General features: G+C 30.0%; 23 protein-coding genes and 1 pseudogene. 15 read left to right on the top strand and 9 right to left on the bottom strand.

Features of this window, described 5'->3' with window-relative positions:
• Window positions 1-5 precede the first annotated feature (5 nt).
• Window positions 6-1,259, bottom strand: a complete 1,254-nt coding sequence (locus AB0T67_RS09220; RefSeq protein ID WP_369220064.1) for a mechanosensitive ion channel family protein — start codon at window positions 1,257-1,259, stop codon at window positions 6-8.
• Window positions 1,260-1,699: 440 nt separating this feature from the next.
• Here AB0T67_RS09220 and fabD point away from each other — a divergent pair, with 440 nt between their 5' ends.
• Window positions 1,700-2,587 carry an ACP S-malonyltransferase gene (fabD, locus tag AB0T67_RS09225; protein ID WP_369220065.1) on the top strand — a complete coding sequence of 296 codons (888 nt, stop codon included), beginning with the start codon at window positions 1,700-1,702 and terminating at the stop codon, window positions 2,585-2,587.
• A gap of 86 nt (window positions 2,588-2,673) precedes the next feature.
• Here fabD and AB0T67_RS09230 read toward each other — a convergent pair whose 3' ends face one another.
• The 8 genes from AB0T67_RS09230 to AB0T67_RS09265 form a co-directional block, all read right to left on the bottom strand.
• Window positions 2,674-4,188 carry a choice-of-anchor I family protein gene (locus AB0T67_RS09230; protein ID WP_369220066.1) on the bottom strand — a complete coding sequence of 505 codons (1,515 nt, stop codon included), beginning with the start codon at window positions 4,186-4,188 and terminating at the stop codon, window positions 2,674-2,676.
• A 349-nt stretch (window positions 4,189-4,537) separates the two neighbouring features.
• Window positions 4,538-5,545, bottom strand: a complete 1,008-nt coding sequence (gene galE / locus AB0T67_RS09235) for a UDP-glucose 4-epimerase GalE (RefSeq protein WP_369220067.1) — start codon at window positions 5,543-5,545, stop codon at window positions 4,538-4,540.
• 8 nt (window positions 5,546-5,553) lie between these two features.
• On the bottom strand, window positions 5,554-5,967 hold the full coding sequence (locus AB0T67_RS09240; RefSeq protein WP_369220068.1) for an MFS transporter: 414 nt from the start codon (window positions 5,965-5,967) through the stop codon (window positions 5,554-5,556).
• Window positions 5,968-5,971: 4 nt separating this feature from the next.
• Window positions 5,972-7,123: a DegT/DnrJ/EryC1/StrS family aminotransferase gene (locus AB0T67_RS09245; RefSeq protein ID WP_369220069.1), complete on the bottom strand. Its 1,152-nt coding sequence runs from the start codon at window positions 7,121-7,123 to the stop codon at window positions 5,972-5,974.
• A 95-nt stretch (window positions 7,124-7,218) separates the two neighbouring features.
• Window positions 7,219-8,592, bottom strand: a complete 1,374-nt coding sequence (locus tag AB0T67_RS09250) for an aldehyde dehydrogenase (RefSeq protein ID WP_369220070.1) — start codon at window positions 8,590-8,592, stop codon at window positions 7,219-7,221.
• A 57-nt stretch (window positions 8,593-8,649) separates the two neighbouring features.
• Complete coding sequence (locus tag AB0T67_RS09255) at window positions 8,650-9,336, bottom strand: RluA family pseudouridine synthase (RefSeq protein ID WP_369220071.1); 687 nt, start codon at window positions 9,334-9,336, stop codon at window positions 8,650-8,652.
• Window positions 9,337-9,367: 31 nt separating this feature from the next.
• On the bottom strand, window positions 9,368-9,979 hold the full coding sequence (gene yihA / locus AB0T67_RS09260; protein WP_369220072.1) for a ribosome biogenesis GTP-binding protein YihA/YsxC: 612 nt from the start codon (window positions 9,977-9,979) through the stop codon (window positions 9,368-9,370).
• A 17-nt stretch (window positions 9,980-9,996) separates the two neighbouring features.
• Window positions 9,997-10,761 carry an alpha/beta fold hydrolase gene (locus AB0T67_RS09265; RefSeq protein WP_369220504.1) on the bottom strand — a complete coding sequence of 255 codons (765 nt, stop codon included), beginning with the start codon at window positions 10,759-10,761 and terminating at the stop codon, window positions 9,997-9,999.
• 202 nt (window positions 10,762-10,963) lie between these two features.
• Here AB0T67_RS09265 and AB0T67_RS09270 point away from each other — a divergent pair.
• The 14 genes and pseudogenes from AB0T67_RS09270 to AB0T67_RS09335 all read left to right on the top strand — a co-directional run bounded on the left by AB0T67_RS09270 (window position 10,964) and on the right by AB0T67_RS09335 (window position 26,836).
• Window positions 10,964-11,433, top strand: a pseudogene (locus AB0T67_RS09270) (division/cell wall cluster transcriptional repressor MraZ).
• Complete coding sequence (rsmH, locus tag AB0T67_RS09275) at window positions 11,420-12,316, top strand: 16S rRNA (cytosine(1402)-N(4))-methyltransferase RsmH (protein WP_369220073.1); 897 nt, start codon at window positions 11,420-11,422, stop codon at window positions 12,314-12,316. The pseudogene AB0T67_RS09270 and the gene rsmH overlap by 14 nt, the downstream one beginning before the upstream one ends.
• Complete coding sequence (locus tag AB0T67_RS09280) at window positions 12,316-12,645, top strand: FtsL-like putative cell division protein (RefSeq protein WP_271230783.1); 330 nt, start codon at window positions 12,316-12,318, stop codon at window positions 12,643-12,645. The genes rsmH and AB0T67_RS09280 overlap by 1 nt, the downstream gene beginning before the upstream one ends.
• Before the next feature lie 58 nt (window positions 12,646-12,703).
• Window positions 12,704-14,665: a penicillin-binding protein gene (locus tag AB0T67_RS09285; protein ID WP_271230782.1), complete on the top strand. Its 1,962-nt coding sequence runs from the start codon at window positions 12,704-12,706 to the stop codon at window positions 14,663-14,665.
• Window positions 14,666-16,132, top strand: a complete 1,467-nt coding sequence (locus tag AB0T67_RS09290; protein ID WP_369220074.1) for a UDP-N-acetylmuramoyl-L-alanyl-D-glutamate--2,6-diaminopimelate ligase — start codon at window positions 14,666-14,668, stop codon at window positions 16,130-16,132.
• A 1-nt stretch (window position 16,133) separates the two neighbouring features.
• On the top strand, window positions 16,134-17,360 hold the full coding sequence (mraY, locus tag AB0T67_RS09295; RefSeq protein WP_271230780.1) for a phospho-N-acetylmuramoyl-pentapeptide-transferase: 1,227 nt from the start codon (window positions 16,134-16,136) through the stop codon (window positions 17,358-17,360).
• 1 nt (window position 17,361) lies between these two features.
• Window positions 17,362-18,696, top strand: coding sequence for a UDP-N-acetylmuramoyl-L-alanine--D-glutamate ligase (gene murD, locus AB0T67_RS09300; protein WP_369220075.1), 1,335 nt, complete (start codon window positions 17,362-17,364; stop codon window positions 18,694-18,696).
• Window positions 18,697-18,711: 15 nt separating this feature from the next.
• Window positions 18,712-19,902 (top strand): FtsW/RodA/SpoVE family cell cycle protein, encoded by a 1,191-nt coding sequence (locus AB0T67_RS09305; RefSeq protein ID WP_369220505.1) that lies wholly within the window; start codon window positions 18,712-18,714, stop codon window positions 19,900-19,902.
• A complete protein-coding gene (gene murG, locus AB0T67_RS09310; protein WP_369220076.1) occupies window positions 19,886-20,977 on the top strand; it encodes an undecaprenyldiphospho-muramoylpentapeptide beta-N-acetylglucosaminyltransferase in 1,092 nt (363 codons plus the stop codon). Before AB0T67_RS09305 ends, murG begins: the two co-directional genes overlap by 17 nt.
• The gene (gene murC, locus AB0T67_RS09315) at window positions 20,977-22,323 is read left to right on the top strand and encodes a UDP-N-acetylmuramate--L-alanine ligase (protein ID WP_369220077.1); all 1,347 of its coding nucleotides are present in this window, start codon (window positions 20,977-20,979) and stop codon (window positions 22,321-22,323) included. Before murG ends, murC begins: the two co-directional genes overlap by 1 nt.
• Window positions 22,324-22,325: 2 nt before the next feature.
• Window positions 22,326-23,063, top strand: a complete 738-nt coding sequence (locus AB0T67_RS09320) for a cell division protein FtsQ/DivIB (RefSeq protein WP_369220078.1) — start codon at window positions 22,326-22,328, stop codon at window positions 23,061-23,063.
• Window positions 23,053-24,402: a cell division protein FtsA gene (gene ftsA / locus AB0T67_RS09325; RefSeq protein ID WP_369220079.1), complete on the top strand. Its 1,350-nt coding sequence runs from the start codon at window positions 23,053-23,055 to the stop codon at window positions 24,400-24,402. Before AB0T67_RS09320 ends, ftsA begins: the two co-directional genes overlap by 11 nt.
• Window positions 24,403-24,486: 84 nt before the next feature.
• Window positions 24,487-26,319, top strand: coding sequence for a cell division protein FtsZ (ftsZ, locus tag AB0T67_RS09330; protein ID WP_369220080.1), 1,833 nt, complete (start codon window positions 24,487-24,489; stop codon window positions 26,317-26,319).
• A 70-nt stretch (window positions 26,320-26,389) separates the two neighbouring features.
• Window positions 26,390-26,836, top strand: a complete 447-nt coding sequence (locus AB0T67_RS09335) for a GatB/YqeY domain-containing protein (protein ID WP_369220081.1) — start codon at window positions 26,390-26,392, stop codon at window positions 26,834-26,836.
• Window positions 26,837-26,856: the final 20 nt, after the last annotated feature.

The following is a 26,856-nucleotide window of genomic DNA, read 5'->3' on the forward strand; positions in this document are numbered from 1 at the left end:
TGTTACTAGTTATTTTTTAAATTGATAATATCTGTTCCTGTCGGATTTTCAAAAATTTCTAGGTTAAAGTATTTTATACTTGCCAAAATATGATCAAAAATATCTGCCATATCTCTTTCGTAAGCGACCCACGATTTATTTTTACAAAAGGCATAAATTTCTAACGGAATTCCGTTTTCGGTAGGTTGTAATTGACGTGACATAAATAATAATTCTTGATTTATCTTCGGATGTTGTTTTAAATATTCGTCTAAATATTTTCTAAACATTCCAAAATTTGTCAAGTTTCTACCGTTAATTAATATCGATTTATCAATATTATTTTCCAAATTATGGGCTTTTACATTTTCATAAGCTGTGGTAACATAATCGGTTAATAAGCTTATTTTTTTATAGTTTTCAATGTCTTCATCTGTTAAAAAATGAATACTATTCGATTTTATAAGTACCGAGCGTTTTATTCTACGTCCGCCAGAATTATCCATTGCACGCCAGTTTTTAAACGATTCAGAAATTAAAGAATACGTAGGGATACTTGTTACTGTATTATCAAAATTTTGTACAATTACCGAGGCTAAATTAATTGCTGTTACATTTCCATCGGCGTTGTATTTGTCGATGGTAATCCAATCATTTAAACGTACCGTATCGTTTACAGTTATTTGAATACTTGCTACAAAACCTAAAATAGTATCTTTAAAAATAAGTAATAAAACAGCTGAAAAAGCTCCTAAAGCTGTTAAAAAACGAATCAGTGGTTTTCCTGTAATTATTGAAAATGAAATAATAAAACCAATAACCCATAAAACAATCATGAAAATTTGAATATAACTTTCTAAAGGCTTGTCTTTAAAAGCTATTAAGGTTCTTAAAAAATCTTTGATTGTTAATAAAATACTTCGGATAAACCAGATAATCGAAAATAAAATAATTAAATTAATAAATCGTTGTGCGTAGTTTAAAACATTAGGGAAATCAATTAAAATACTAGCAAGTAACGAGTGTAAAAACAGAAAAACAAAAATTCTCGAAATATTTAAAAACACTCGATTATTCAATAAAAAATCATCAAAATTTGTTGTTGTTTTTGAAACCAATTTTTTTATAAATTTAGTTCCAAAATATCGAAAAGCTTTATAAAAAACATAGCCTAAAATTCCAATAACAAGTAAATTTGCAATTAAATTTAAATTAATTGCTAGTTCTTCTGATATTGAAAAATAATTTTTAAATAATCGATAAAAAGATTTACTTATCATAATTTTATTTGAGCTTCAAAAGTAGGTTTTTATTAACCAACTTTTAATTGATTTCTCTTCAAAACCAAAGTACAATAATAAACGATAAAATAGTAGTGTAAAACTAGGAAGCATTTTTTTTTGAAGCAATTTCCCGCTTTCCGCACTCGCTTTTTTTATTTTTTCGAAAAGAAAAATAAAAAAGAGCTCAAACAAATGCTTTAATCGGGGCTAGGCATATTTACATACTTTTTAAATCTTTTACAAAATCGTTAATATTCTTTTTTTTTAAAAGGAATAAAAATGTTGTTTTATTTTTTAATTCATCAGTTATAGAACCATTTTTCGAATTAATAATGAATCTAAAAATGTGTATGTTTGCAATACATAACAAACAAAAAATAACAATTAAAGAATGTAATTATTTCAATTTACATTTTTTTATTAATAATAAATTAAAGATGAAAGCATATATTTTTCCAGGTCAAGGAGCGCAATTTACAGGAATGGGATTAGATTTATATGAAAAATCACCCGTAGCCCAAGAATTATTTGAAAAAGCAAACGATATATTAGGTTTCAGTATTACAGACGTAATGTTTGAAGGTACACCTGAGGAATTAAAGCAAACAAAGGTAACTCAGCCAGCTATATTTTTACATTCTGTAATTTTAGCTAAAGTTTTAGGAGATGATTTTAAACCTGAAATGGTTGCAGGACATTCATTAGGTGAATTATCTGCATTAGTAGCAAACGGAGTTTTATCTTTTGAAGATGGATTAACTTTAGTTTCTAAACGTGCTTTGGCAATGCAAAAGGCTTGTGAAATTAAGCCATCAACAATGGCGGCTGTTTTAGGTTTAGAAGATAAAATTGTTGAAGATACTTGTGCCGAAATTGATGGCGTTGTAGTTGCTGCAAACTATAACTGTCCTGGTCAATTAGTAATTTCAGGAGAAGTAGAAGCTATTGAAAAAGCGTGTGAAGTATTAACTGAAAAAGGGGCACGTAGAGCTTTAGTTTTACCTGTTGGAGGTGCATTTCATTCACCAATGATGGAACCAGCTCGTGAGGAATTAGCAAAAGCAATTGAAGAAACTACTTTTAGTGAGCCAACTTGCCCAGTATATCAGAATGTAGTTGCAAAAGCAGTTACAAATCCTGAAGAGATTAAATTAAATTTAATAGCTCAATTAACTGCACCAGTAAAATGGACGCAATGTATTCAAGCAATGGTTGCTGATGGAGGAACTGAATTTGTTGAAGTTGGTCCTGGTAAAGTTTTACAAGGTTTAATGCGTAAAATTGATAGAAGCGTTACTGCAAGTGGTGCTACTTTAGCAGAATAGTTAAAAAAATAATATTATATTTTATAAAAATAAAAAGCTCAACTTATTTTAATAAGTTGAGCTTTTTTGTCTAAAAACACTAAATGTTATTTGTTTTCGTAGAATGTTACAGTTCCACTATCTTCATTAGAAACTACTAATAAATCTTTTCCTGTTGGGCTATCTTCAGCAGATATAGCTAATAAACCTTCAGGACCTTCATCACCAGTATGAGATAAAATATTTAAAAATACAGGAGCAGTAGGATTTGTTACATCATACACCATAACTTGATCGTTTCTTTCTAAACCAACAAATAAAATATAACGCTCATTTCCGATATTTAAAATTTCAACACTTTCTGGTTCAGCACCTTTATCATCACTTCTTTTATCGTCATCATTAAATCTATCTAAAGTAGCGTTTAATGTTTCAGTAGCAATGCTGTTTCCACTATCATATAAAAGTGCTCCGCTATCGCCAGACCATACACTAAAAGAACGAGCTCCATAACTATATAAAGTTTCTACTTTTCCGTCGTTATTAGTATCTCCTAAAGTTGTTGTAGTTTTTAATCTTCCTAAATTTACTTCATTTAAATAATCCATAGAAGTAGGAAAAACAGTTTCATCTAAAGTTAAATCATCCATTCTAACTTCTTCGCTAAAACCGTCATAATCTCTAGAATCCCCTTCGTTTGCAGAGAAAATATAATCAACACCACCAATATTTGCATATTTAATAGCATCTGGCTGATAAATTCCTTTTACTGGCCAGTTTTTTAATTCTTTTTTATCGTCTTTATCACTCGCATCAATACTATTTTCAGCAAGATTGTAATCTTTAAATCCTAAAGGATAAATTGCTTCAATTGTTTTTGTAGCTAAGTTAACTTTTGCAATTCCGTTGTTTTCTTGTAAAGAAATCCAAGCTGTTTTAGAATCATCAGAAATAGCAACATATTCAGGTTCTACATCTTCTGATAAAGTAGCATTAGGACCAAAAACTCTAAATCCGTTATTTTCTAAAGCACTTTCATCTGAATTAAAAGCATCAAAATTTAAAGTAGTAACATCTTTACTTTCAATATTAATAATACTTATAGTTCCTTTTGGGTCGTTTGTATAATCATTATTTGGTTCTCCTTCGTTAGCAGAAACAATTGTTTTTCCATCAGGTGAAAAAGCAACCATATCAGGTAAAGCACCTACTGTAAATTCACTTATTAATTTATTATCAGCAGTATTGTATAATAAAATTTTACCGTTATTTTGTTTTACTGATGCTTCAACTGCAACAGCTAATTGACCGTTAAGTACTGCTACACTATTTGGCGAACCATAAGCAGTAAGGTCTATTTTTTCTTTTTTAGGGTTGTTTAAATCTGTAATATTATTTATTGATATCTCATTAGATTCAACATTAACCGTAAATAATTTTTTCGATATCTTATCGAAAGCCGAAATTTCTGAAGCGCCTTCACCACCAATTTTTATACTTGTTTTGTAACTGAAGTTTACGTCTGTATTTATTTGTTTTTTAACAGTGTCATCATCGTTTTGACATCCTATAGCTAAAACACTTAAAGTAGTACCTAAAATAATTTTTTGTAATGTTTTCATCAGTTGTTTTTATTTTCAGCAAAACTGTAATTTTTTTTAGAAGTTAATGTTAATATAAAAGCAAGTAATTGTTAATGTGTTTTGATTTTAATTCTTATAATGTTTACTCAAAGTATTGAAATTGATTTTTTAATGTTAAGAAGTTGTTCTTTTTGATGTAAAACTAAAATTATAAATTAGAGATGTATTTATAGCCCCGATTGAAGTAATTGTTTGAGCTCTTTTTTATTTTTCTTTTAAAAAAATAAAAAAAGCGAGTGCGGAAAGCGGGAAATTGCTTCTAAAAAAAATAAGACTCAATAAAAAATATTGAGTCTTGTTTTTAATAATTATAAAATAATGTGGTTTTTTATTGGTTTTCTTGCCATTTCCAAGAAGATAATAAAGCATCTTCTAAGGTTTTTTCAGTTTTCCAATTTAACTCTTTATTAGCAATTGTAGTGTCTGCGTAGGCAGCGGTAATATCACCAGCTCGTTTCTCTACAATTTTATAATTTAGTTTTTTATGAGTAACTTTTTCAAATGTATTGATAACCTCTAAAACAGAACTTCCTGTTCCTGTACCTACATTAAAAAACTCAAAATTAGTTTTATTCTTTTTTTCTAATAAACGATTTAACGCCGCAATATGTGCTTTTGCTAAATCGACTACATGAATATAGTCACGAATTGCTGTTCCGTCAGGTGTTTTGTAATCATCACCAAAAACGGCTAATTGTTCTCTAATTCCTGCTGCAGTTTGTGTTACATACGGAATTAAATTTTGAGGAACTCCTAAAGGTAATTCGCCAATTTTAAGGCTATCGTGTGCGCCAATCGGATTAAAATAACGTAATGCAATAGCATTTATATTATAGGCATCACAACTATCTTTTATAATTTCTTCACCAATTTGCTTTGTGTTTCCGTAAGGAGATTCAGCAGGTTTTGTAGGCGCATTTTCGGTAATTGGTAATTCATCGGCTTGTCCGTAAACGGTGCAAGATGAACTGAAAATGAAATTATCAATTTTTCTATTTCTGATTTCTTGTAGTAAATAAACTAAACTTCCGATGTTGTTTTCGTAATAATCTAACGGATTTTGAACACTTTCTCCAACGGCTTTAAAAGCAGCAAAATGAATAATTCCATCAATAGTATTATTGTTGAAAAAATTAGTAACGTTTGATTTTATACGTAAATCTAATTGATGAAAATCGGGTTTTACACCTGTAATTTCTGTAACTTTATCTAAAACAGTTATTTTAGAGTTTGATAAATCATCAATAATAACAACTTCAAAACCTTTATTTTGTAATTCGACAACAGTATGTGAACCTATAAAACCTAATCCACCAGTAACTAATATCTTTTTCATAGTATTTTTTAAATGTTTGAATTTTTAATATCCAAAAGTTGAAATATTTTATCTTCTTTAGGTGCTAATAAAATCATATAAAATAAAAGAATAACACCAAAAAGAATAAAATCGGGTTTTAAAAGAAGAATCAAAAAACAAGCAATCTCTAATATAGCCCACTTAAAAATAGAAGCACTTTGATAAATAGCAAATTTTTCATCATCAGTACTTTCTTTTTTAATTCCTTTTAAAGTATTTTTAAATATAAAATTACTTAAAACATAAGCTACCGCAGGAATAAATGAATATATTAAAGAAGCATCATCTATTTCTATCTTTAAGATGTTTTTAAAATCACCCATTAAAAAATAGGCTAAAGTAACTCCTGCTATTAAGGCAAGATGAATTATTTTAAGTGTTTTTATTTTTTGATTTATCATTTTTTTATCCTAAAAAATCTAAAATTGTTTTAGTAATAAAAGCCAATTGCTCTTCATCTAATTCGGTGTGCATTGGTAATGAAATTACTTCATCAATTAATTGATTTGTAACTTTAAAATCATCTTCATTATAACGTGCGTCTTTATATGCTTTTTGAGAATGTAATGGAACAGGATAATAAATTGCATTTGGAATATTATTATCTAATAAATGCTGATGTAATTCGTTACGTTTTCCGTTTGTAATTTTTAAAGTATATTGATGAAAAACATGACAATTACAATTATCACATATTTTTGCACCGCAAGAACTAGTAGTTGGTGTTATGATATTTTGATTATTAGCAAAAGCAGTATTATAATATCTAGCAGCTTTTCTACGAGCATCACAAAAACCGTCTAATAAAGGTAATTTTATTTGTAAAACAGCAGCTTGTAAACTATCTAAACGAGAATTTACACCAACAACATCATGGTAATAACGCTTGTACATTCCGTGATTTACAATTCCTCTAATAGTATGTGCTAAATCATCATCATTAGTGAAAATTGCACCACCATCACCATAACAACCTAAGTTTTTAGAAGGGAAAAAAGATGTTGTACCTACATTTCCAATAGTTCCAGATTTCTTTTTTGTTCCATCAGAAAAAGTATAGTCTGCACCAATTGCTTGAGCATTATCTTCAATAACAAATAAATTATGTTCTTTGGCAACTTCCATTACCGCTTCCATATTTGCACATTGCCCAAATAAATGAACAGGAACAATAGCTTTTGTTTTTGGAGTAATTGCCTTTTTTAAAGCATCAATATTAATGTTAAAAGTATCAGCATCAACATCAACTAAAACAGGAGTTAGCTTTAATAAAGCAATAACTTCTACGGTTGCAGCAAAGGTAAAATCGGCAGTAATCACTTCATCACCTTGTTCTAAACCTAAACCCATCATTGCAATTTGCAAAGCATCAGTTCCGTTAGCACATGGAATTACGTGTTTTACGTCTAAATATTTTTCTAAATCGCTTCCGAATCCTTTAACCTCAGGACCTCCAATATAGTAGGCAGTGTCTAAAACGCTCTCAAAAGCTTTGGTTACTTGTGGTTTTATTTTTGCATATTGACCTTGTAGGTCAACCATTTGAATTTTTTTCATCTAAAAAAACAGTTTGTTGAACTTCAAAAATACGAATTAAATCTTTGTTATCTTTGAAGAAAATATTTAGTAAAATAAGTTATCATAAAAAATGATTAACTTATTTTTAATAAGGTTTTTAATTGTTTTAATTTTCCTTTATAAGGCGCATATCGTACAGGAATATCTAGCCAGTTTTTTCTGGTAACGACTCCTTTTTGATGAGAAAAAGTTTCAAAACTTTGTTTTCCGTGATAGCTACCAATGCCACTTTCGCCAACGCCACCAAAAGGTAAACGATGATTAGCAAAATGTACAGTTGTATCATTAATTGTTCCTCCGCCAAAAGAATATTTTGCAATTATCTTTTTAGTAAAACTATTACGTGTTGTAAAAACATACAAGGCTAAAGGTTTATTATAATTAGAAATTATTTTATCAAAATCTTCTTCTTTTTGATATGAAATTAATGGAAGTATAGGTCCAAATATTTCATCTTTCATAACCTCACTATCTAAGCTTGGCTCATCAATAAGTGTTGGCGAAATATAGCGATTTTCTCTATCTGTTTTTCCTCCAATTATGCAGTTTTCATTTTTTAAAAGTAAGGCTAATCTATCAAAATTACGAGTATTTACAATTCGTGGGAAATCTGGTGAGTTTTGAGGGTTTTCTCCATAAGCATTTATTATTTCTTCTTTAAAATGTTTTACAAATTTTTCTTTTACAGATTGATGAATCAATAAATAATCAGGAGCAATACAGGTTTGCCCTGCGTTTAGAAATTTACCCCAAACTAAGCGTTTTGCAGTTAGTGGAATATTTGCCGTTTCATCAATAATACAAGGACTTTTTCCACCTAATTCTAAAGTGATAGGCGTAAGGTGTTCGGCAGCTGCTTTTGCAACAATTTTTCCAACAGGTACACTTCCTGTAAAAAAAATATAATCCCAGCGTTGTGCTAATAATTCTTCAGAAACAGCAATGCCACCTTCAATAACTGCCACGTGATTTTTATCAAATACGGCTTCTATAATTTCTTTTGTAACTTTACTTACGTGTGGTGTTAATTCTGATGGTTTTAAAATTACGGTATTTCCCGCTGTAATAGCTCCTAAAAGTGGTGCAAAAGCTAATTGATGCGGATAATTCCACGGAGCAATAATTAATGTTGTTCCGTAGGGTTCTTTATATATTTTTGCTGATGAAGGAAAATTTAATAGCGATGGTAAAACTCGTTTTGGTTTGCTCCAAGAATGACAGTTTTTAATCGCCATTTTTAATTCAGCTAAAACAATGGAAGTTTCAGTCATTACAGCTTCGTATTCAGATTTTTTAAAATCATCATATAAAGCTTTAATAATATCATTTTCTCTTCTGATAAGTTCTTTTTGAAGCCTTTTTAAAGATGCTATTCTAAAAGAAATATCTTTAGTTTGCTGTGTTGCAAAGAAGTTTTTTTGTGCTTGTACTAATTCAGAAATAGTCATCTGTTAGAATTTGTTTAAAGATACAAATTTAACTGATTATTTAAAAAATATGTAGGATTATGAACAAGCTTCCCAAATAGGGTCTTTAGGTGTTGGAGCTGTAACTTTTATAAGTTCTTTACTTACAGGATGAATAAATTCAATTTTACTAGCATGTAAATGAATACTTCCATCTTTATTACTTCTTTTTGCACCGTATTTTAAATCTCCTTTAATTGTAGCGCCAATATTAGATAACTGTACTCTAATTTGATGATGACGTCCTGTTTCTAAATCAATTTCTAATAAAGAATAATTATCTAATTTTTTGATAACTTTATAATGAAGAATTGCTTTTTTACTATCTTTTATTTCCTTCGGATATGCCGTAGATTTATTATTCTTCGGATTTTTCTTTAAAAAATTGATAAGTGTATCAGTTGATTTTTTTGGTTGATTTTTTACAACTGCCCAATATGTCTTTTTGATGATTTTATCACGTAACATTTTATTCAAACGCTCTAAAGCTTTTGAGGTACGGGCGTAAATTACAACACCCGATGTTGGTCTGTCTAATCGGTGAACAGTACCTAAATAAACAGCACCAGGTTTGTCGTATTTTTCTTTGATGTATTCTTTAACAACATCAGACAATGGTTTATCGCCTGTTTTATCACCCTGAACAATATCACCAGCTCTTTTATTAATAATCACTAAATGATTATCTTCATGTAAAACTTGTAAATTATCTTTAGTAGAGTGCATTTTTTAAGATGTAAAATGTTGTATTGGTAATTTATTTAAAATCTTTAAGAATAGTTTCATTGGTTTTATCAATGAATTCTAAAAATTCTTCACGTCCTAAACCTGTTTCTGATGAGGTAAGAAAAGAAGTAGGAAGTATTTCCCAGTGTTTTAGCAACTTCTTTTTATAGTTTGCTATTTGATTGTTTATTTTAGTTGTTCCTAATTTATCGGCTTTTGTAAAAACGATTCCAAAAGGAATTTGATTTTCACCTAAAAACTGCATAAATTCTAAATCAATCTTTTGCGGATCGTGGCGAGAATCGATTAAAACAAAAGTAAAAACAAGTTGTTCTCTTTCTTTGAAATAATTTTCAATAAAAAATTGAAAAATAGTTCTTTTCTTTTTAGATATTTGAGCATACCCATATCCTGGTAAATCGACTAAAAACCATTCTTGGTTTATTTTAAAGTGATTTATCAGTTGAGTTTTTCCTGGTTTACCAGAAGTTTTGGCTAAATCTTTACGTTGCATCAACATGTTGATTAACGAAGATTTCCCCACATTTGAGCGACCTATAAAAGCATATTCAGGAATTCTATCCTTTGGAGCTTTCATAACATTACTGTTACTCATTACAAAATCTGCAGATCTTATTTTCATAAATATAAGTTATGCTATTATAAATTTCTTTTAGAAAGCCAGCTTTCTAAAATTTCATTAAATTCTTGAGGAGTTTCCATCATTGCTGCATGCCCACATTTATCAATCCAAAATAAATCTGAATCTGGTAATATTTTATGGAAATCTTCTGCAACTTCAGGTGGTGTGACTCCGTCTTGTTTTCCCCAAATAAGACAGGTTGGTTGGTGCATATTTGGTAAGTCATTCGCCATATTATGACGAATAGCACTTTTAGCAATAGATAAAGTTTTTAAAGCTTTAACTCTATCACTTACAATAGCATAAATACCATCTACGAGTTCTTTTGTTGCAATTTCAGGATCGTAAAAAACCTCTCTAGCTTTGTTTTCAATATATTCATAATTACCTCTTTTAGGGTAACTATCTCCCATTGATTTTTCATACAAACCAGAACTACCTGTTAAAACGATAGCACCCACATCTTCAGGGTAATGCTTTGTGTAATATAAAGCAATATGTCCACCTAATGAATTTCCTAAAAGAACAACGTCTTTAAGACCTTTGTATTCAATAAAATCATGTACATAATCTGCTAAGTTTTTTACATTTGTTTTTATTAGCGGTAGTGTATATAAAGGTAGTTCAGGTATTAAAACCCGATATCCTTTTTCAGAAAAATGTTTAAATGTTTCATCAAAATTACTTAGAGCACCCATTAATCCGTGTAATACGACTAATGCTTTTCCTTCTCCTGCTTCTGCATATGTAAATTTGCCCTCTTTCTTTAAAAAATCACCCATTAATTTATCAGTTTGACTTAATGACAAATGTAGTCCTTTTTTGTTAAATTTTCAGTTTTATTATTTGATGCTTCTAGTTGTCGTTAAAAGAGCTAGTAATCAGTTTTTAATGGTGAAATCAAAACTTATTAACAAAGTGGTGTAAAGTGGGGATAAGTGGTATTTTTTTTTTATTTTTGATGCAAACTACTGACTTTTTAAATTGATAAATTTAATAGGAACATACGAATGTAAAGTTGATACTAAAGGGAGGTTTATGTTCTCATCAGCTTTCAAGAAACAACTGTCTGATGTGTTGTTAAATGGGTTTGTTATTAAAAGGTCTGTTTTTCAGCCTTGCTTGGAGTTATACCCAATGGAAGAGTGGAATTTAGTGATGTGTAAAATTCATAAATTAAATAGATTTGTAAAAAAAATGATGACTTTATAAGAAGGTTTACTGCTGGTGTAAAAATGCTAGAAGTAGATGTTTCAGGTAGGTTATTAATTCCAAAAAACTTATGTTTATTTGCAGGTATTAGTAAGCAAATAGTGCTTTCTTCAGCTGTTAATATTATTGAAATTTGGGATAAAGAAAGATACGAAAAAGTAATTGATGACACTGTTGTTGATTTTGCTGATTTAGCAGAAGAAGTAATGGGAAATATAGAAGATGTAGATGAATTATCATAATCCAGTATTGTTAAAGGAAAGTGTAGATGCTCTTGATATTAAAGAAGACGGAGTATATATTGATGTAACTTTTGGTGGCGGTGGTCATTCAAAAGAAATTTTAAGTAAGTTAGGAGAAAATGGTAGGCTATTTGCTTTTGATCAAGATCCTGATGCACAACAAAATGTAATTGATGACAGTCGTTTTGTATTAATAGGTGAAAATTTTAGATTTATTTCTAGGTTTTTACGTTTCTATGGAATTAGAAAAGTAGATGGTATCTTAGGTGATTTAGGAGTTTCTTCTCATCAATTTGATGAAGCCGATAGAGGTTTTTCTACTCGTTTTGATGCTGATTTAGATATGAGAATGGATCAGAAATCAGATTTATCTGCTAAGAAAATTATCAATAAATATAGTGAAGAACGATTAGCCGATATCTTGTTTTTATATGGCGAATTAAGAAACGCAAGAATGTTAGCTAAAAAGATTGTAGAGGCTAGGCAAGAAGAAGAAATTAATACTAGTTTTCAATTGAAAGAGGTATTAAAAGAATTTCTTCCAGAAGCTAAAGAACACAAAATATTAGCTCAGATATTTCAAGCTGTTCGAATTGAAGTAAATCAAGAATTGGAAGTTTTAAAAGAGTTTTTAGAGCAAATTCCTGGTTTATTAAATGAAAATGGACGATTAAGCGTTATTTCATACCATTCGTTAGAGGATAGATTGGTAAAGCGATTTATAAGGACAGGGTTGTTTGTTGGTGAACCAGAAAAAGATTTTTATGGTAATTTTACTGTTCCATTAAAAAAAGTTGGTAAGCTAATTATACCAAGTTGGGAAGAAATTAAATTAAATAATAGAGCACGAAGTGCAAAGCTACGAATAGCAACTTTAAAATAATGTCTAAAGTAAAGAAAGGTATTTATGATGTTTTGCGAGGGCGGTTTTTAACAGATGATAACTCTTTTAATAATTGGGGTATCTTAATTTTTGTGGTGAGTTTATTATTAATGATGATATCGAGCTCTCATCGTTTAGATGCAAAAGTTGTGAAAATAGCTAAGTTGAATAGGAAAAAAAGAGAGTTGAGAGCTGAAGATTTTGATACGAGTACTGAATTGACTAAAATTAGATTAGAAAGTAGTATTCGAGATAAAGTAAAAGCTAATGGATTGTTTCCCGCAAAGAAACCACCTCAAAAAATAAAAGTAACAACAAAAAAAGAATAGATAAAAAATGGTCATAAAAAAAAGCATATTAAACAGACTCTATGTAGTTGTAGTTTTAATGACGCTTTTTCTTTTGCTTATTGTTTTTAGGGTTTTTAAACTTCAATATTTAGATGGAGATAAGTATCGTAAACTTTCTCTAGAAAAAACAGTAAAAAACGATACCATATTTGCAAACAGAGGTAATGTATATGCTGCTGATGGAAATTTATTAGCTACTTCAATAACTAAGTATACCATAAGAATGGATGCTGTTGTGGTAAAATCAGAAGTGTTCGAAAAAAATATTAGAGCATTATCTGAAGCATTAGCTGAAATGCTAGGCAAGCCTGCTAGTTATTATCAAAATAAAATTAGACGTGCCAGAAAACGAAAAAATCGCTACTTATTAATTGCTCGAAATGTTGGGTATAACGATTGTGCGAAAATTAGAAAATTTCCAATTTTTAACGAAGGACTTTATAGAGGAGGATTTATTGCCGAACAAAGTACTGTTCGTGTACATCCGATAGGTAAAATTGCTGCGCGAACAATAGGCTACGATAATAAAAGAGGAGGAGCAGGTATTGAAGGTGCATTTGCAGATTATATGCAAGGTGAAAACGGCTGGCGTTTAAAGCAGAAAATTGCAAAAGGGCAATGGAGACCTATTAATGATGTTAATGAAAAAGAACCGATAGATGGTAGTGATGTAATTACTACAATTGATGTAAATATTCAGGATATAACGCATCATGCGTTACTTAATCGATTAGAATATTTTGAAGCAGACCATGGATGTGCTGTTGTAATGGAAGTTGAAACTGGTGAAATAAAAGCGATTTCTAATTTAGGAAGAACATCCGAAGGAAAATATTACGAGAAAAGAAATTACGCAGTTTGGGAAAGTCATGAACCTGGATCTACTTTTAAACTAGCTAGTTTAATGGCTGTTTTAGAAGATAGAGTTGCAGATACTTCTGATGTTGTTAATTGTGGAAATGGAAAAATATTTATTAACAATAGAAAAGTCGAGGATAGTAAAAGTGGTGGTCATGGTAAAATTTCATTAGCACGTGTTTTTGAAGTTTCATCAAATGTTGGAATTGTAAAAACCATTCGAAAAAATTATGATAAAAATCCAAAGAGATTTGTAAAACGAATTAAATCTTTTGGTTTAGATCAGTTAACAGGAGTTAAAATAAGAGGAGAAGGAAAGCCGTATATTCCTAATCCATCGGAAAATACTTGGAGTCCGATTTCATTAGAATGGATGGCTTGGGGATATGGAGTTCATTTAACCGCATTACAAGTATTAACATTTTATAATGCAGTTGCTAATAATGGTAAATTAGTTAAACCTTATTTTGTTAAGGAATTAAGAGTTGGTGGAAATGTAGAAAAAAGTTTTGAAACTGAAGTTTTAAAAGATAAAATAGCTTCTCAAAACACTATCAATCAGGTGCGAAAAATCATGGAAAACACTGTGAAAAGAGGTACTGCTGAAAATATATATTCTTCCAATTTTTCTATGGCAGGAAAAACAGGTACTGCTCAGAAATGGATTCCGAAATATAAAAACAGTAATGGTAAAACTGTTTATGGTCATTACTCGAAGAAAAAATATGTAGCTTCATTTACTGGGTTTTTTCCTGCAGATAAACCGAAATACTCGTGTATTGTAGTAGTTCATAGTCCGAATAAATCAAAAGGATATTATGGAGGTATCGTTGCTGCGCCAGTTTTTAAAGAAATTGCTCAGAAAATTTACACAACAACACCTATAAATAATCAATTAGTTTCTGATGAAATTTCATCAGCAAGTATTGATAAAGATTATCAAGATTATTATAATAAATTAATAAAGTATAAAACAATTATGCCTCGTGTTGTAGGTATGAGCGGAATGGATGCGATTGCATTATTAGAAAATATGGGTTTACGAGTGGAATTTTCAGGAATGGGAAAAGTAACAGAACAATCTATAGGTAATGGAATAAAAGTATCAAAAGGAGCTACGGTTTATTTAAAGTTATTATAATTGAAAAAATTAAAAGAAATATTAGAAAAAGTATCTGTAAATAAAATTTACGGAGATAGTGATATTATTATAAATAATATTCAGTTTAATAGTCGGTTAGTTGAAAAAAATGATGTGTTTATTGCTCAAAAAGGAGTAACAGTCGATGGACATCAATTTATAGAAAAAGCATTAAATTTAGGAGCTAGAGTTATAGTTTGTGAAAATATTCCTACGGATAAAAAAGAAGAAATAACTTATATTGAGGTTACAGATTCTAATATAGCCTTGGCAATTATAGCAGCTAATTTTTATCAAAATCCATCAAAAAAACTGCAATTAGTTGGTATTACAGGTACAAACGGTAAAACGACTATTGCTACTTTATTATATCACCTTTTTAAAAAAGCAGGATTTAAGGTTGGTTTGTTATCAACAGTAAAAATAATGATTGATGATAAAGAACATAAAGCAACTCATACTACGCCAAATTCTTTAGCTATAAATAAGTATTTATCATTAATGATTGATGCGGGAGTAAGTCATTGTTTTATGGAGGTTAGTTCTCATGGAATTCATCAAAAAAGAACAGAAGGATTAAATTTTGTAGGTGGTGTTTTTACTAATTTATCACACGATCATTTAGATTATCATGAAACTTTTGCAGAATATAGAGATGTGAAAAAAACATTTTTTGATTCCTTGCCAAAATCAGCATTTGCTTTAGTAAATATTGATGATAAGAATGGACAAATAATGTTGCAAAACTCTAAAGCTAAAAAGAAAACTTATGCCTTAAAAACACTCGGAGATTTTAAAGGAAAAGTATTAGAAAAACGTTTGTCAGGAAGTTTATTATATATCAATAATGTTGAGGTTTGGACAAAATTAATTGGCGAATTTAATGCTTCTAATTTGTTAGCAATTTTTGGCGTTGCCGATTTATTAGGTCTTGAAAAACTAGAAACACTACGACTTATTAGTGATTTAGAAAGTGTAAATGGTCGTTTTGAATATGTAGTTTCAAATGATGGAATAACAGCCATTGTTGATTATGCACATACTCCTGATGCACTTAAAAACGTGTTACAAACCATTAATGATATTCGTACAGGTACTGAAAAAGTACTTACTGTTGTTGGTTGTGGTGGCGATAGAGATAAAACAAAACGTCCGAAAATGGCAATGATTGCAGCTCAATTAAGTAGTCAGGCAATATTTACTTCGGATAATCCTCGAACTGAAAATGCTCAGGTGATTATTGATGAAATGGAAGCTGGTGTATCCGCAGAAAATTATAAAAAAACACTTTCAATTTTAGATAGAAGACAGGCAATAAAAACAGCTTGTAAATTGGCAGTTAAAGGAGATATTATATTAATAGCAGGAAAAGGACACGAAGATTATCAAGAGATAAATGGTGTAAAACATCATTTTGATGATTTAGAAGAAGTAAAAAATTGTTTTAATCAACTAAAAAATACTTAGTATGCTGTATTATATATTTCAATATTTAGAAAGTGAATTTAATTTAACTGGAGCAAGTGTTTTTCAGTTTATTACTTTTCGTTCAGCAATGGCATTTATAATGTCTTTGTTGATTTCAACAATATTTGGAAAACAAATTATTAACTTTTTAAGAAAGTTACAAATTGGTGAAACTGTTCGTGATTTAGGTTTAGCTGGTCAAGTACAAAAAGCAGGAACGCCAACTATGGGAGGGCTTATTATTATTCTAGCCACTTTACTTCCTGTATTATTATTGGCGAAATTAGAAAATATTTATATCATTATTTTATTGATAACCACCGTTTGGATGGGATTTATCGGTTTTACTGATGATTATATTAAAGTATTTAAAAAAGATAAGGCAGGTTTAAAAGGCAAATTTAAAGTATTAGGACAGGTAGGTTTAGGTATTATTGTTGGGTCGATGTTATATTTTCATCCAGATGTAACCATGAAAGAACAGCTTCCTGCTACACAACAAATTGAGCAAGTAAACGGTAAAGTAAAAGTATTTGGTGAAGCACATAAATCAACAAAAACAACCGTTCCTTTTTTGAAACATAATGAATTAGATTATGCTGATGCTTTAAGCTTTTTAGGTGATGGATATGAAAAATATGGCTGGATTGTTTTCATATTTGTAGTTGTTTTTATTGTCACAGGTATTTCAAACGGAGCAAATTTAACCGATGGTATTGATGGACTTGCTGCCGGAAGTTCTGCAATTATGGTAATGGCTTTGGCAATATTTGCCTGGGTTTCAGGAAATATTATTTTTGCTGATTATTTAGATGTCATGTACATTCCTAATTCGGGAGAAATGACCGTTTTTATATTCGCTTTTGCGGGTGCATTAATTGGTTTTCTTTGGTATAATACATATCCTGCACAAGTATTTATGGGTGATACTGGTAGTTTAACTATTGGTGGAATTATAGCTGTTATTGCTATTGCAATTCGTAAAGAATTATTATTACCAATTTTAGCAGGTATTTTTGTAGTTGAAAATTTATCAGTAATACTACAAGTATTCTATTTTAAATATACAAAAAAGAAATTTGGTGAAGGACGACGTATTTTTAAAATGGCGCCATTACATCATCATTATCAAAAATTAAATTATCACGAAAGTAAAATAGTTACTCGTTTTTGGATTGTTGGAATTTTATTAGCAGTTTTAACTATTGTAACCTTAAAATTAAGATAATATGAAAAGGTTAGTTATTCTTGGTGGTGGAGAAAGTGGTGTTGGAACAGCATTATTAGGTAAACAAAAAGGTTTCGATGTTTTTGTTTCTGATAAAGGAAGTATATCTGAAAAATATAAAAAAGTTCTTTTAAAGCATAATATTAATTTCGAAGAAAATAAACATACAGAAGCTGAAATATTCAATGCTGATGTTGTTATGAAAAGCCCAGGTATTCCTGATAAAGTATCGCTAATACAAGCACTAATTTTAAAAGAAATAAAAGTTGTTTCAGAAATTGAATTTGCTGCAAAATATACAAATGCTAAAATCGTAGGAATTACAGGTTCAAACGGAAAAACAACGACTACATTACTAACAGGTCATTTACTTAAAAAAGCAGGATTGAATGTTGGTATTGGTGGTAATATCGGTGATAGTTTTGCTCAGTTAGTTGCTGAACAAAATTATGATGAATATGTGTTAGAATTAAGTAGTTTTCAGTTAGATGGAATTATTGATTTCAGCCCACATATTGCTGTTGTTACAAATATATCGCCAGATCATTTAGATAGATATGATTATAATTTTGATAATTATATAAATTCAAAATTTCGTATTACAAAAAATCAAACAGCAACAGATTTTTTAATCTATGATGCTGATGATATAGAAATACAAAATTGGCTGAAAAAAAATACTACAAAGGCTCAAAAAATCCCTTTTTCAATTGAAAAAGAATTGGAATATGGTGCTTTTTTAAGGGATGATAAAATAATAATAAAACTAGAAACCGAAGAAGTTTTAATCAAAATTGATGATTTAGCGTTAAAAGGCAAACACAATATTAAAAATGCAATGACAGCTGCAATAACTGCAAAACTATTACAAATAAATACTGATGGAATTGCTAAAAGTTTATCAAGTTTTGAAGCTGTAGAGCATCGATTAGAATATGTCCAAAAAGTAAATGGCGTACAATTTATTAATGATAGTAAAGCAACTAATGTAAACGCTGTTTTTTATGCATTAGATTCTATGAAATCTCCAACAATTTGGATTGTTGGTGGTGTTGATAAAGGAAATGATTATACGGAGTTATTATCTTTGGTAAAAGAAAAAGTAAAAGTGATTATTTGTTTAGGTATCGATAATCAAAAAATTATAGAAACATTTGGTAACCTTGTCGATGTTGTTATTGAAACCAAAACAGCAGATAAAGCAGTAGAAGTTGCAAGTCAAATGGCAAGTTCAGGCGATGCTGTTTTATTATCGCCAGCATGTGCTAGTTTTGATTTATTTGAAAATTACCAAGACAGAGGTGTTAAGTTTAAAGAAGCAATTAAGAATTTATAAAAATAAAATTGATTGATTAAAGATATATTTAAACATATAAAAGGAGATAGATCTATTTGGGCTATTGTTGCTGTATTGGCAATATTTTCATTTATGCCTATATATAGTGCAAGTACCAATCTGGTTTATGTAGTCGGTAATGGCTCAACTATTGGGCATTTAATGAAACACGTAGTATTATTAATAACAGGTTTTGCGGTTATTTATGGAGTACATAGAATTCCGTACAGGTACTTTAGTGGTGGTGCTGTTTTAATGATGCCTGTAGTAATTTTGTTATTAATGTTTACTTTGGCACAAGGACGAGTTATAGGTGGTGCAAATGCTAGTAGATGGATAAGTATTCCTTTTGTAGGTATTGGTTTTCAGACTTCTACATTAGCAGGATTAGTTTTGATGATTTATGTGTCAAGATATTTAGCAAAAAATAAAGATAGAGTAATAAACTTTCAAGATAGTTTATTACAATTATGGTTGCCTGTTTCAGTGGTATTATTATTAGTGTTACCTGCAAATTTTTCAACAACAGCTATTATTTTTCTAATGATTTTATTGTTGATATTTATCGGTGGATATCCATTAAAACAGATTGGTTATATTATTGGGATAGGACTTTTTTCATTACTTTTTTTTATACTTGTAGCAAAAGCTTTTCCTGATATAATGCCAAACCGTGTAAATACTTGGCAGAGCAGAATTGAAGGTTTTTCTAAATCTGAAGGAAAAGAAAATTATCAGGTTGAAAAAGCAAAAATTGCAATTGCAACAGGAGGTATGGTAGGAAGAGGACCTGGTAAAAGTGTACAGAAAAATTTTTTACCACAATCATCTTCTGATTTTATATATGCTATTATTGTTGAAGAGTATGGTTTTGTAGGAGCTGTAGTAGTGGTGTTTATTTATTTACTATTATTATTAAGAATTTTAATTACAGCCAAGCAAGCAACAACTATTTTTGCAACATTAATGGTACTAGGTGTTGGAATTCCTATTGTTTTTCAAGCGATGATTAATATGGCGGTAGCTGTAAATATATTACCGGTAACAGGGCAAACACTTCCTTTAATTAGTAGTGGTGGTACTTCTATTTGGATGACTTGTTTTGCTTTAGGAATGATATTAAGTGTTAGTGCTTCAAAAAATGAAACTGAAGAAACAATTTTAGATGATAATCCTTTAGATATTTTACATGAAACAGTCGATTAACGTTATTATAAGTGGTGGTGGAACTGGAGGACATATTTATCCTGCAATTGCTATTGCAAATGAAATTAAAAATCGATATCCATCGGCAGAAATTTTGTTTGTTGGTGCTTCGGATAAAATGGAAATGCAAAAAGTCCCAGAGGCTGGTTATGATATTAAAGGATTGTGGATTTCAGGAATTCAAAGAAAATTAACGTTTAAAAACTTATTATTTCCTGTTAAATTAATCAGTAGTTTATGGAAGGCAAATGCTATTATCAGAAAATTTAAGCCAGATATTGCTATTGGTACAGGAGGTTTTGCTAGTGGACCTACATTAATGGTTGCAGGTAAAAAAAATATTCCGACTTTAATACAAGAGCAAAATTCATATCCAGGAATTACCAATAAATTGTTAAGTAAAAAAGCAAGTAAAATATGTGTTGCTTATGATAATTTAGAACGTTTTTTTTCGAAAGATAAAATTATAAAAACTGGAAATCCTGTTCGTCAAGATTTGTTAAGTGTTCAAACAAAAGTATCCGAAGGAAAAACTTTTTTTAAATTAGATTCTTCAAAAAAGACAATTTTAATTTTAGGAGGAAGTTTAGGTGCTAGAAAAATAAACCAGTTAATTGAATCTAATTTAGATTTTTTTAAAGAACAGAATGTTCAATTAATTTGGCAATGTGGAAAGCTATATATTGATGATTATAAACAATACAATACTTTAGAAAATGTACAAGTTCATACATTTTTAAATAAAATGGATTTAGCTTATGCAGCTGCGGATTTTATAATATCAAGAGCTGGTGCAAGTTCTGTTTCTGAATTGTGCATTGTTGGTAAGCCAACTATATTTATTCCATCGCCAAATGTATCTGAAGATCATCAAACTAAAAATGCGAAATCAATAGTTGATAAACATGGCGCGATTTTGGTAGCAGAAAAAGAATTAGCTACTTTTCCGAAAGTAATGGAAGCATTATTAAAAGATGAAGAAAAACAACATAGTTTAAGTGAAAATATAAAAGCATTAGCATTACCTAATGCAACGAATCATATAGTTAACGAAATAGAAAAATTAATTATTTAGTGAATTTAAAAGCAATACATAACGTCTATTTTATAGGGATTGGAGGAATTGGAATGAGTGCAATTGCTCGTTATTTTTCTGTAAACGGAAAAAACGTATTTGGTTACGATAAAACGCCAAGTCCGATAACCAAAAAACTAGAAGATATTGGAGTGAAAATTCACTTTGAAGATGCAGTTAAAAATATAGCTCTTTCTTGTTTAGATACCAAAACAACGTTAGTCGTTTATACGCCTGCGATTCCGAGTACGCATCAAGAATTAAATTATTTTATAAATAATGGATTCGATATTTTAAAAAGAGCCGAAATTTTAGGGGAAATCACTAAAACAACTCTTTGTTTGGGGGTTGCTGGAACTCATGGAAAAACCACGACATCTTCTATTTTAGGACATATTATGCAACCTGTAAAGGCAACTTCTTTTTTAGGAGGAATTGCAGAAAATTATAATTCAAACCTTATTTTAGGAGAAGATAAAATTACGGTTGTAGAGGCTGATGAATTTGATAGATCATTTTTAAAATTATCACCAAATATAGCTTGTATTACCTCAATGGATGCCGATCATCTAGATATTTATGGTGAAAATGAAATGTTGCAACAATCTTTTAGAGAGTTTGCAAACAAGGTTTCTGATACTTTAATTGTAGCAAAAGGTTTGCCTTTAAAAGGGTTAACTTATGCAGTAAATGAAGATGCTGATTATAGCGCTTATAATGTAAAAGTAGGAACAGGAACTTATATTTTTGATGTAAAAACACCAACAGCTATTATCAAAAATATTGAATTTAATTTGCCCGGGAAACATAATATGATGAATGCTTTAGCAGCGTTAGCAATGGCAGATGTTTATGGTATTCCTCTTGAAGATATTAAAAATCAGTTGAAAACGTTTAAAGGCGTTCAGCGTAGGTTTTCATATAAAATTAAAACAGAAAATGTAGTATTGATTGATGATTATGCACATCATCCAACAGAAATTAATGCTGTAGCAGATTCGGTAAGAGAAATGTATCCGAATGAAAAAGTATTAGCTGTTTTTCAACCACATTTATTTAGTAGAACAAAAGATTTTTCAGATGATTTTGCGAAGGCACTTTCTAGGTTTGATGAATTATTATTATTAGATATTTATCCAGCAAGAGAATTACCTATAAAAGGGATAACATCTTCTTGGTTATTAGATAAAGTGAAAGTGAATAATAAAATGTTAGTTTCTAAGGATAAAGTAAGTGACCAAATATTAAAAAGTGTGTCTAAAGTTGTAGTTATACTTGGTGCAGGCGATATTGGTTTATTAGTTGATAATATAAAAGATAAATTACATAAAAAATACAAAAATTAACTATGAAAACATTGTTAACATATGTGTCTTTTTTATTATTGTTACTTTTTATAAGTTTTTTGTACGGATTTACAACAAGTAAAAATGGTTTAAAAAAGGTGAAAAACACTGTAATTCAATTTGAAGAAGGTGATAATAACTTTTTGACACACAGTATGGTTGATAAAATGTTAATACAAAATAGTGAATTTGTTAAAAATCAACAGAAAAGAGTAGTAAATTTACATTTTTTAGAAACAAATGTTTGCGGAAATCCATATGTTGAAAAAGCTACTGTTTATTTAACGATTGATGGTGTATTAAAAACATTAATAAATCAGCGTAAACCGATAGCTCGTATTGTAAACAAATATGAATCTTATTATGTTGATGAATTTGGAATAGCAATACCGTTATCAGAAAATTTTTCAGCAAGAGTTCCATTAGTATCAGGAGTAGAAGGCTCAGAAGGTATAAGCGAATTAATCGAGTTAATAAAAAAAATTGAAAATTATGATTTTTTTAAAAAAGAAATTATAGGAATTCAAAAAAATTCTAAAAATGAATATATATTTATAGTCCGTAGTGGTGAGTATAAAGTACTTTTTGGAAAGCATAAAAATGTAGCTGTTAAATTTAAAAAGTTAATAGCATTTTACAATAAAGCATTGATTGATAAAACAATTAAAAAATATAAGACAATAAATGTAAAATACCACAACCAAGTTGTGTGCACAAAACAAAAGCAAGATGAAAAATAATAAAATTTCAGTTGGTTTAGATATTGGTACTACCAAAATTGTTGCTATGATCGGTCGTAAGAACGAATATGGTAAAATAGAGGTTTTGGGTATTGGTAAAGCTAAAAGTTTAGGTGTAAAACGTGGTGTGGTAAATAATATTACACAAACTATTAAATCGATTGAACAGGCTATTGATGAAGCACAAAGTATTTCTGGTCAATCTATAGAAGATGTAGTTGTAGGAATTGCAGGGCAACATATTAGAAGTTTACATCATAGTGATTATATTACTCGTGAAAAATCAGATGTAGTAATTAGTGATGATGATATTGAAAGTTTGGTTGGTCAAGTACATAAATTGGTAATGTTACCTGGGGAAGAAATTATTCATGTGTTACCACAAGAATTTAAAGTAGATAGCCAATCTGATATTAAAGAACCTATTGGGATGTACGGTGGGCGATTGGAAGCTAATTTTCATGTAGTAGTTGGTCAGGTTTCATCTATTAGAAATATAGGAAGATGTGTTAAAAGTGCAGGTTTAAACTTAGCAGACATAACATTAGAGCCTTTAGCATCGGCATCAGCAGTATTAAGTCAAGAAGAAAAAGAAGCAGGAGTTGCTTTAATTGATATTGGTGGTGGTACTACTGATTTAGCAATATTTAAAGATGGTGTTATTCGTCATACAGCAGTAATTCCTTTTGGAGGAAACGTAATTACTGAAGATATAAAAGAAGGTTGCTCAATTATAGAGAAACAAGCAGAATTATTAAAAGTAAAATTTGGTTCTGCCTGGCCAGGAGAAAATAAAGAAACAGAAATTGTTTCTATACCTGGTTTAAGAGGAAGAGAACCGAAAGAGATTACACTTAAAAATTTATCAAAAATAATTCATGCAAGAGTACAAGAAATTATAGAGCATGTGTATTTAGAGATAAAGAATTATGGACATGAAACTCAGAAAGGAAAACTAATTGCAGGTATTGTATTAACAGGAGGAGGCTCTCAATTAAAACATTTACGTCAATTAGTAGAATATATTACAGGAATGGACGTTCGTATAGGATATCCTAACGAACATTTGGCAGATGATTCTGACGATGCTTTATCAAGTCCTGCATATGCAACCGCTGTTGGTTTGTTAATGGAAGGTTTGAGAAAGGATTTAAAAGTAGTACAAGAAGTCGTTGTTCCTGAAGAACCAGTAACATCTGAAGTTGAAAACGATATCGAAAATGAAGCGTTTTTAGAAGAGGAGGTAAAGCGAAAAGAATATATAGCGCAGGAAAAACCTAAATCTATTTTTGAAAAATTTACAGATAGGTTTAAAGAGTTTTTAGATAACGCAGAATAAGTTAAATTATAAAAAAGTTACCTTTATTTTTCCCCCAGAAAAAGGAAGTGTAAGTGAATACAAATTATAAAAAGAAAAGTTATTATGAGCACAGAATTCAATAACATTTCATTCGATATGCCAAAAACACAGTCGAATGCTATTAAGGTGATTGGTGTTGGTGGGGGAGGAAGTAATGCTGTAGACCACATGTTTAGTAAGCAAATTCATGGAGTAGATTTCGTGATTTGTAATACAGATGCACAGGCACTTGAAAGTAGTCCTATTCCTAATAAAATTCAATTAGGCGCACACTTAACTTCAGGGTTAGGAGCAGGTGCGAATCCTGATGTTGGTGCACAAGCAGCAGCAGAAAGTATTCAAGAAATTCAACAAATGTTAAGTACGCATACCAAAATGGTTTTTATTACCGCAGGTATGGGAGGTGGTACTGGTACTGGTGCAGCACCTATTATCGCTAAAATAGCAAAAGATATGGATATTCTAACGGTAGGTATCGTTACAATGCCATTTCAGTTTGAAGGAAGAATGCGTACTAAACAAGCTCAAAACGGAATAGATGAATTGCGTAGGAACGTAGATTCTCTTATTGTTATAAATAATAATAAGCTACGTGAAGTTTACGGGAATTTAGGTTTTAAAGCAGGTTTTTCTAAGGCAGATGAGGTTTTAGCAACAGCCGCTAAAGGTATTGCAGAGGTTATAACACATCACTATAAGCAAAACATCGATTTACATGATGCTAAAACAGTCCTTTCTAATAGTGGAACTGCAATTATGGGTTCAGCTAAAGAAGCAGGTGAAAATCGTGCTAAAAATGCCATTGTAAAAGCATTAGATTCTCCGTTGTTAAATGATAATAAAATTACAGGAGCGAAAAATGTATTATTATTAATTGTTTCAGGAGTTAATGAAGTAACTTTAGATGAGATTGGAGAGATAAATGACTATATTCAAGATGAAGCAGGTTATGATGCAAATATTATCATGGGAGTTGGTGAAGACGAAACTTTAGAAGATGGTATTGCTGTAACTATTGTTGCTACAGGTTTTACTGCCGATCAACAAGGAACAATTACCAACGCAGAAGTGCCTAAAATTGTTCATACTTTAGAAGATGAACAGAAAGCAACCTATAATTTTGGAGAAAGAAAAGTACAAAATACACCAGGGATTAATGACCCTATTTCGGTTAATAAACCCAATAGAGTTGTTAACGTTTTAAAGGAAGATGATGAAGAACCTAGGCATAATTTAAATAGAACTACAGATACTATTAATAATATAAACGTAGTATATGATGATATTACTAGTGATACAGTAGGTGAAGATGATTTTATTATTACTAATATTTCTGACTCAAAAAATGACTATAAAGAGGTAGCACAAGAGCCTTTTGAACAAGATTTATTATTTAATTTGCCAGTTAATAATACTGTAAATGAAAATCCTGGTAAAGCTATAAATAAACCTACACCAAATGAAGGTGAACAGCAAGTTGAAAAGCGTTATGTTTTAGATGCTTTTGATGCAGAACCAACTATAACTAAAAGTTCTACTCCTGTTATAAAAGATGATGTTGAAGAAGCGTTAAGGTTTCAAGTAAAAACCAAAGCGAAACAAGAGGTTAGTAAAAATGATACTACAAGTGAAGAAATTTCGCCATTGAGTATCACCATTTCTGAATTGCAAAAAAGAACGCAAGAAAGACGTGATAAAATGAAAGGATTTAACTACAAATTCAATGATCAGGTAGGTAAAAATATTGACGAAATAGAGCGTCAACCAGCTTATAAGAGATTAGGTGTAGATATTAATACTGATTCATCGATAAGTAAATCAGATACTACATTAAATACAGATAACAATGATTTATCACGTTCTAATAATTCATTTTTACATGATAATGTAGATTAATAAAAATAATAATATATTATATTTAAATTCCCGCTTAGTCGGGAATTTTTTAATGCTAAAATAAAAAATTATGGGGTTGCAAAAACAAGTAATGGATAAGATGAAAGAAGCTATGAAATCGAAAGATACTGTAGCTTTAACTGCTCTTAGAGCTTTAAAATCGGCTTTTATGTTAGCTAATACCCAAACAGGTACAGGAGATATTTCTGAAGCAGAAGAATTGAAAATTATTCAAAAGCAAGTAAAGCAACGAAAAGATAGTGCAGTTGTTTTTTCTGAACAAGGAAGAAACGATTTAGCAAAACCAGAACTTGAAGAAGCAAAAGTTTTAGAACAGTTCTTGCCAGAATCTTTATCCGAAGAAGAAATTACAAAAGTAGTGGCAGAGGTTATCGCCAAAACTAACGCAACAGGAATGAAAGATATGGGTAAAGTTATGGGGATGGTTTCTAAACAATTGGCAGGAGTTGCCGATGGTTCAACGATTTCGGTACTTGTTAAAAAAGCATTAGCTTAAAAAAATTAACGACAAAGAAA

Source organism: Tenacibaculum salmonis, from assembly GCF_041053065.1.
Classification (GTDB): Bacteria; Bacteroidota; Bacteroidia; order Flavobacteriales; family Flavobacteriaceae; genus Polaribacter; species Polaribacter pacificus_A.

Excerpts from the sequence above, each read along its gene's own strand:
- AB0T67_RS09220 (WP_369220064.1), bottom strand. The coding sequence starts at position 1,259 with ATGATAAGTAAATCTTTTTATCGATTATTTAAAAATTATTTTTCAATA.
- fabD (WP_369220065.1), top strand. The coding sequence starts at position 1,700 with ATGAAAGCATATATTTTTCCAGGTCAAGGAGCGCAATTTACAGGAATG.
- AB0T67_RS09230 (WP_369220066.1), bottom strand. The coding sequence starts at position 4,188 with ATGAAAACATTACAAAAAATTATTTTAGGTACTACTTTAAGTGTTTTA.
- galE (WP_369220067.1), bottom strand. The coding sequence starts at position 5,545 with ATGAAAAAGATATTAGTTACTGGTGGATTAGGTTTTATAGGTTCACAT.
- AB0T67_RS09240 (WP_369220068.1), bottom strand. The coding sequence starts at position 5,967 with ATGATAAATCAAAAAATAAAAACACTTAAAATAATTCATCTTGCCTTA.
- AB0T67_RS09245 (WP_369220069.1), bottom strand. The coding sequence starts at position 7,123 with ATGAAAAAAATTCAAATGGTTGACCTACAAGGTCAATATGCAAAAATA.
- AB0T67_RS09250 (WP_369220070.1), bottom strand. The coding sequence starts at position 8,592 with ATGACTATTTCTGAATTAGTACAAGCACAAAAAAACTTCTTTGCAACA.
- AB0T67_RS09255 (WP_369220071.1), bottom strand. The coding sequence starts at position 9,336 with ATGCACTCTACTAAAGATAATTTACAAGTTTTACATGAAGATAATCAT.
- yihA (WP_369220072.1), bottom strand. The coding sequence starts at position 9,979 with ATGAAAATAAGATCTGCAGATTTTGTAATGAGTAACAGTAATGTTATG.
- AB0T67_RS09265 (WP_369220504.1), bottom strand. The coding sequence starts at position 10,761 with ATGGGTGATTTTTTAAAGAAAGAGGGCAAATTTACATATGCAGAAGCA.
- rsmH (WP_369220073.1), top strand. The coding sequence starts at position 11,420 with ATGAATTATCATAATCCAGTATTGTTAAAGGAAAGTGTAGATGCTCTT.
- AB0T67_RS09280 (WP_271230783.1), top strand. The coding sequence starts at position 12,316 with ATGTCTAAAGTAAAGAAAGGTATTTATGATGTTTTGCGAGGGCGGTTT.
- AB0T67_RS09285 (WP_271230782.1), top strand. The coding sequence starts at position 12,704 with ATGACGCTTTTTCTTTTGCTTATTGTTTTTAGGGTTTTTAAACTTCAA.
- mraY (WP_271230780.1), top strand. The coding sequence starts at position 16,134 with ATGCTGTATTATATATTTCAATATTTAGAAAGTGAATTTAATTTAACT.
- murD (WP_369220075.1), top strand. The coding sequence starts at position 17,362 with ATGAAAAGGTTAGTTATTCTTGGTGGTGGAGAAAGTGGTGTTGGAACA.
- murG (WP_369220076.1), top strand. The coding sequence starts at position 19,886 with ATGAAACAGTCGATTAACGTTATTATAAGTGGTGGTGGAACTGGAGGA.
- AB0T67_RS09320 (WP_369220078.1), top strand. The coding sequence starts at position 22,326 with ATGAAAACATTGTTAACATATGTGTCTTTTTTATTATTGTTACTTTTT.
- ftsA (WP_369220079.1), top strand. The coding sequence starts at position 23,053 with ATGAAAAATAATAAAATTTCAGTTGGTTTAGATATTGGTACTACCAAA.
- ftsZ (WP_369220080.1), top strand. The coding sequence starts at position 24,487 with ATGAGCACAGAATTCAATAACATTTCATTCGATATGCCAAAAACACAG.
- AB0T67_RS09335 (WP_369220081.1), top strand. The coding sequence starts at position 26,390 with ATGGGGTTGCAAAAACAAGTAATGGATAAGATGAAAGAAGCTATGAAA.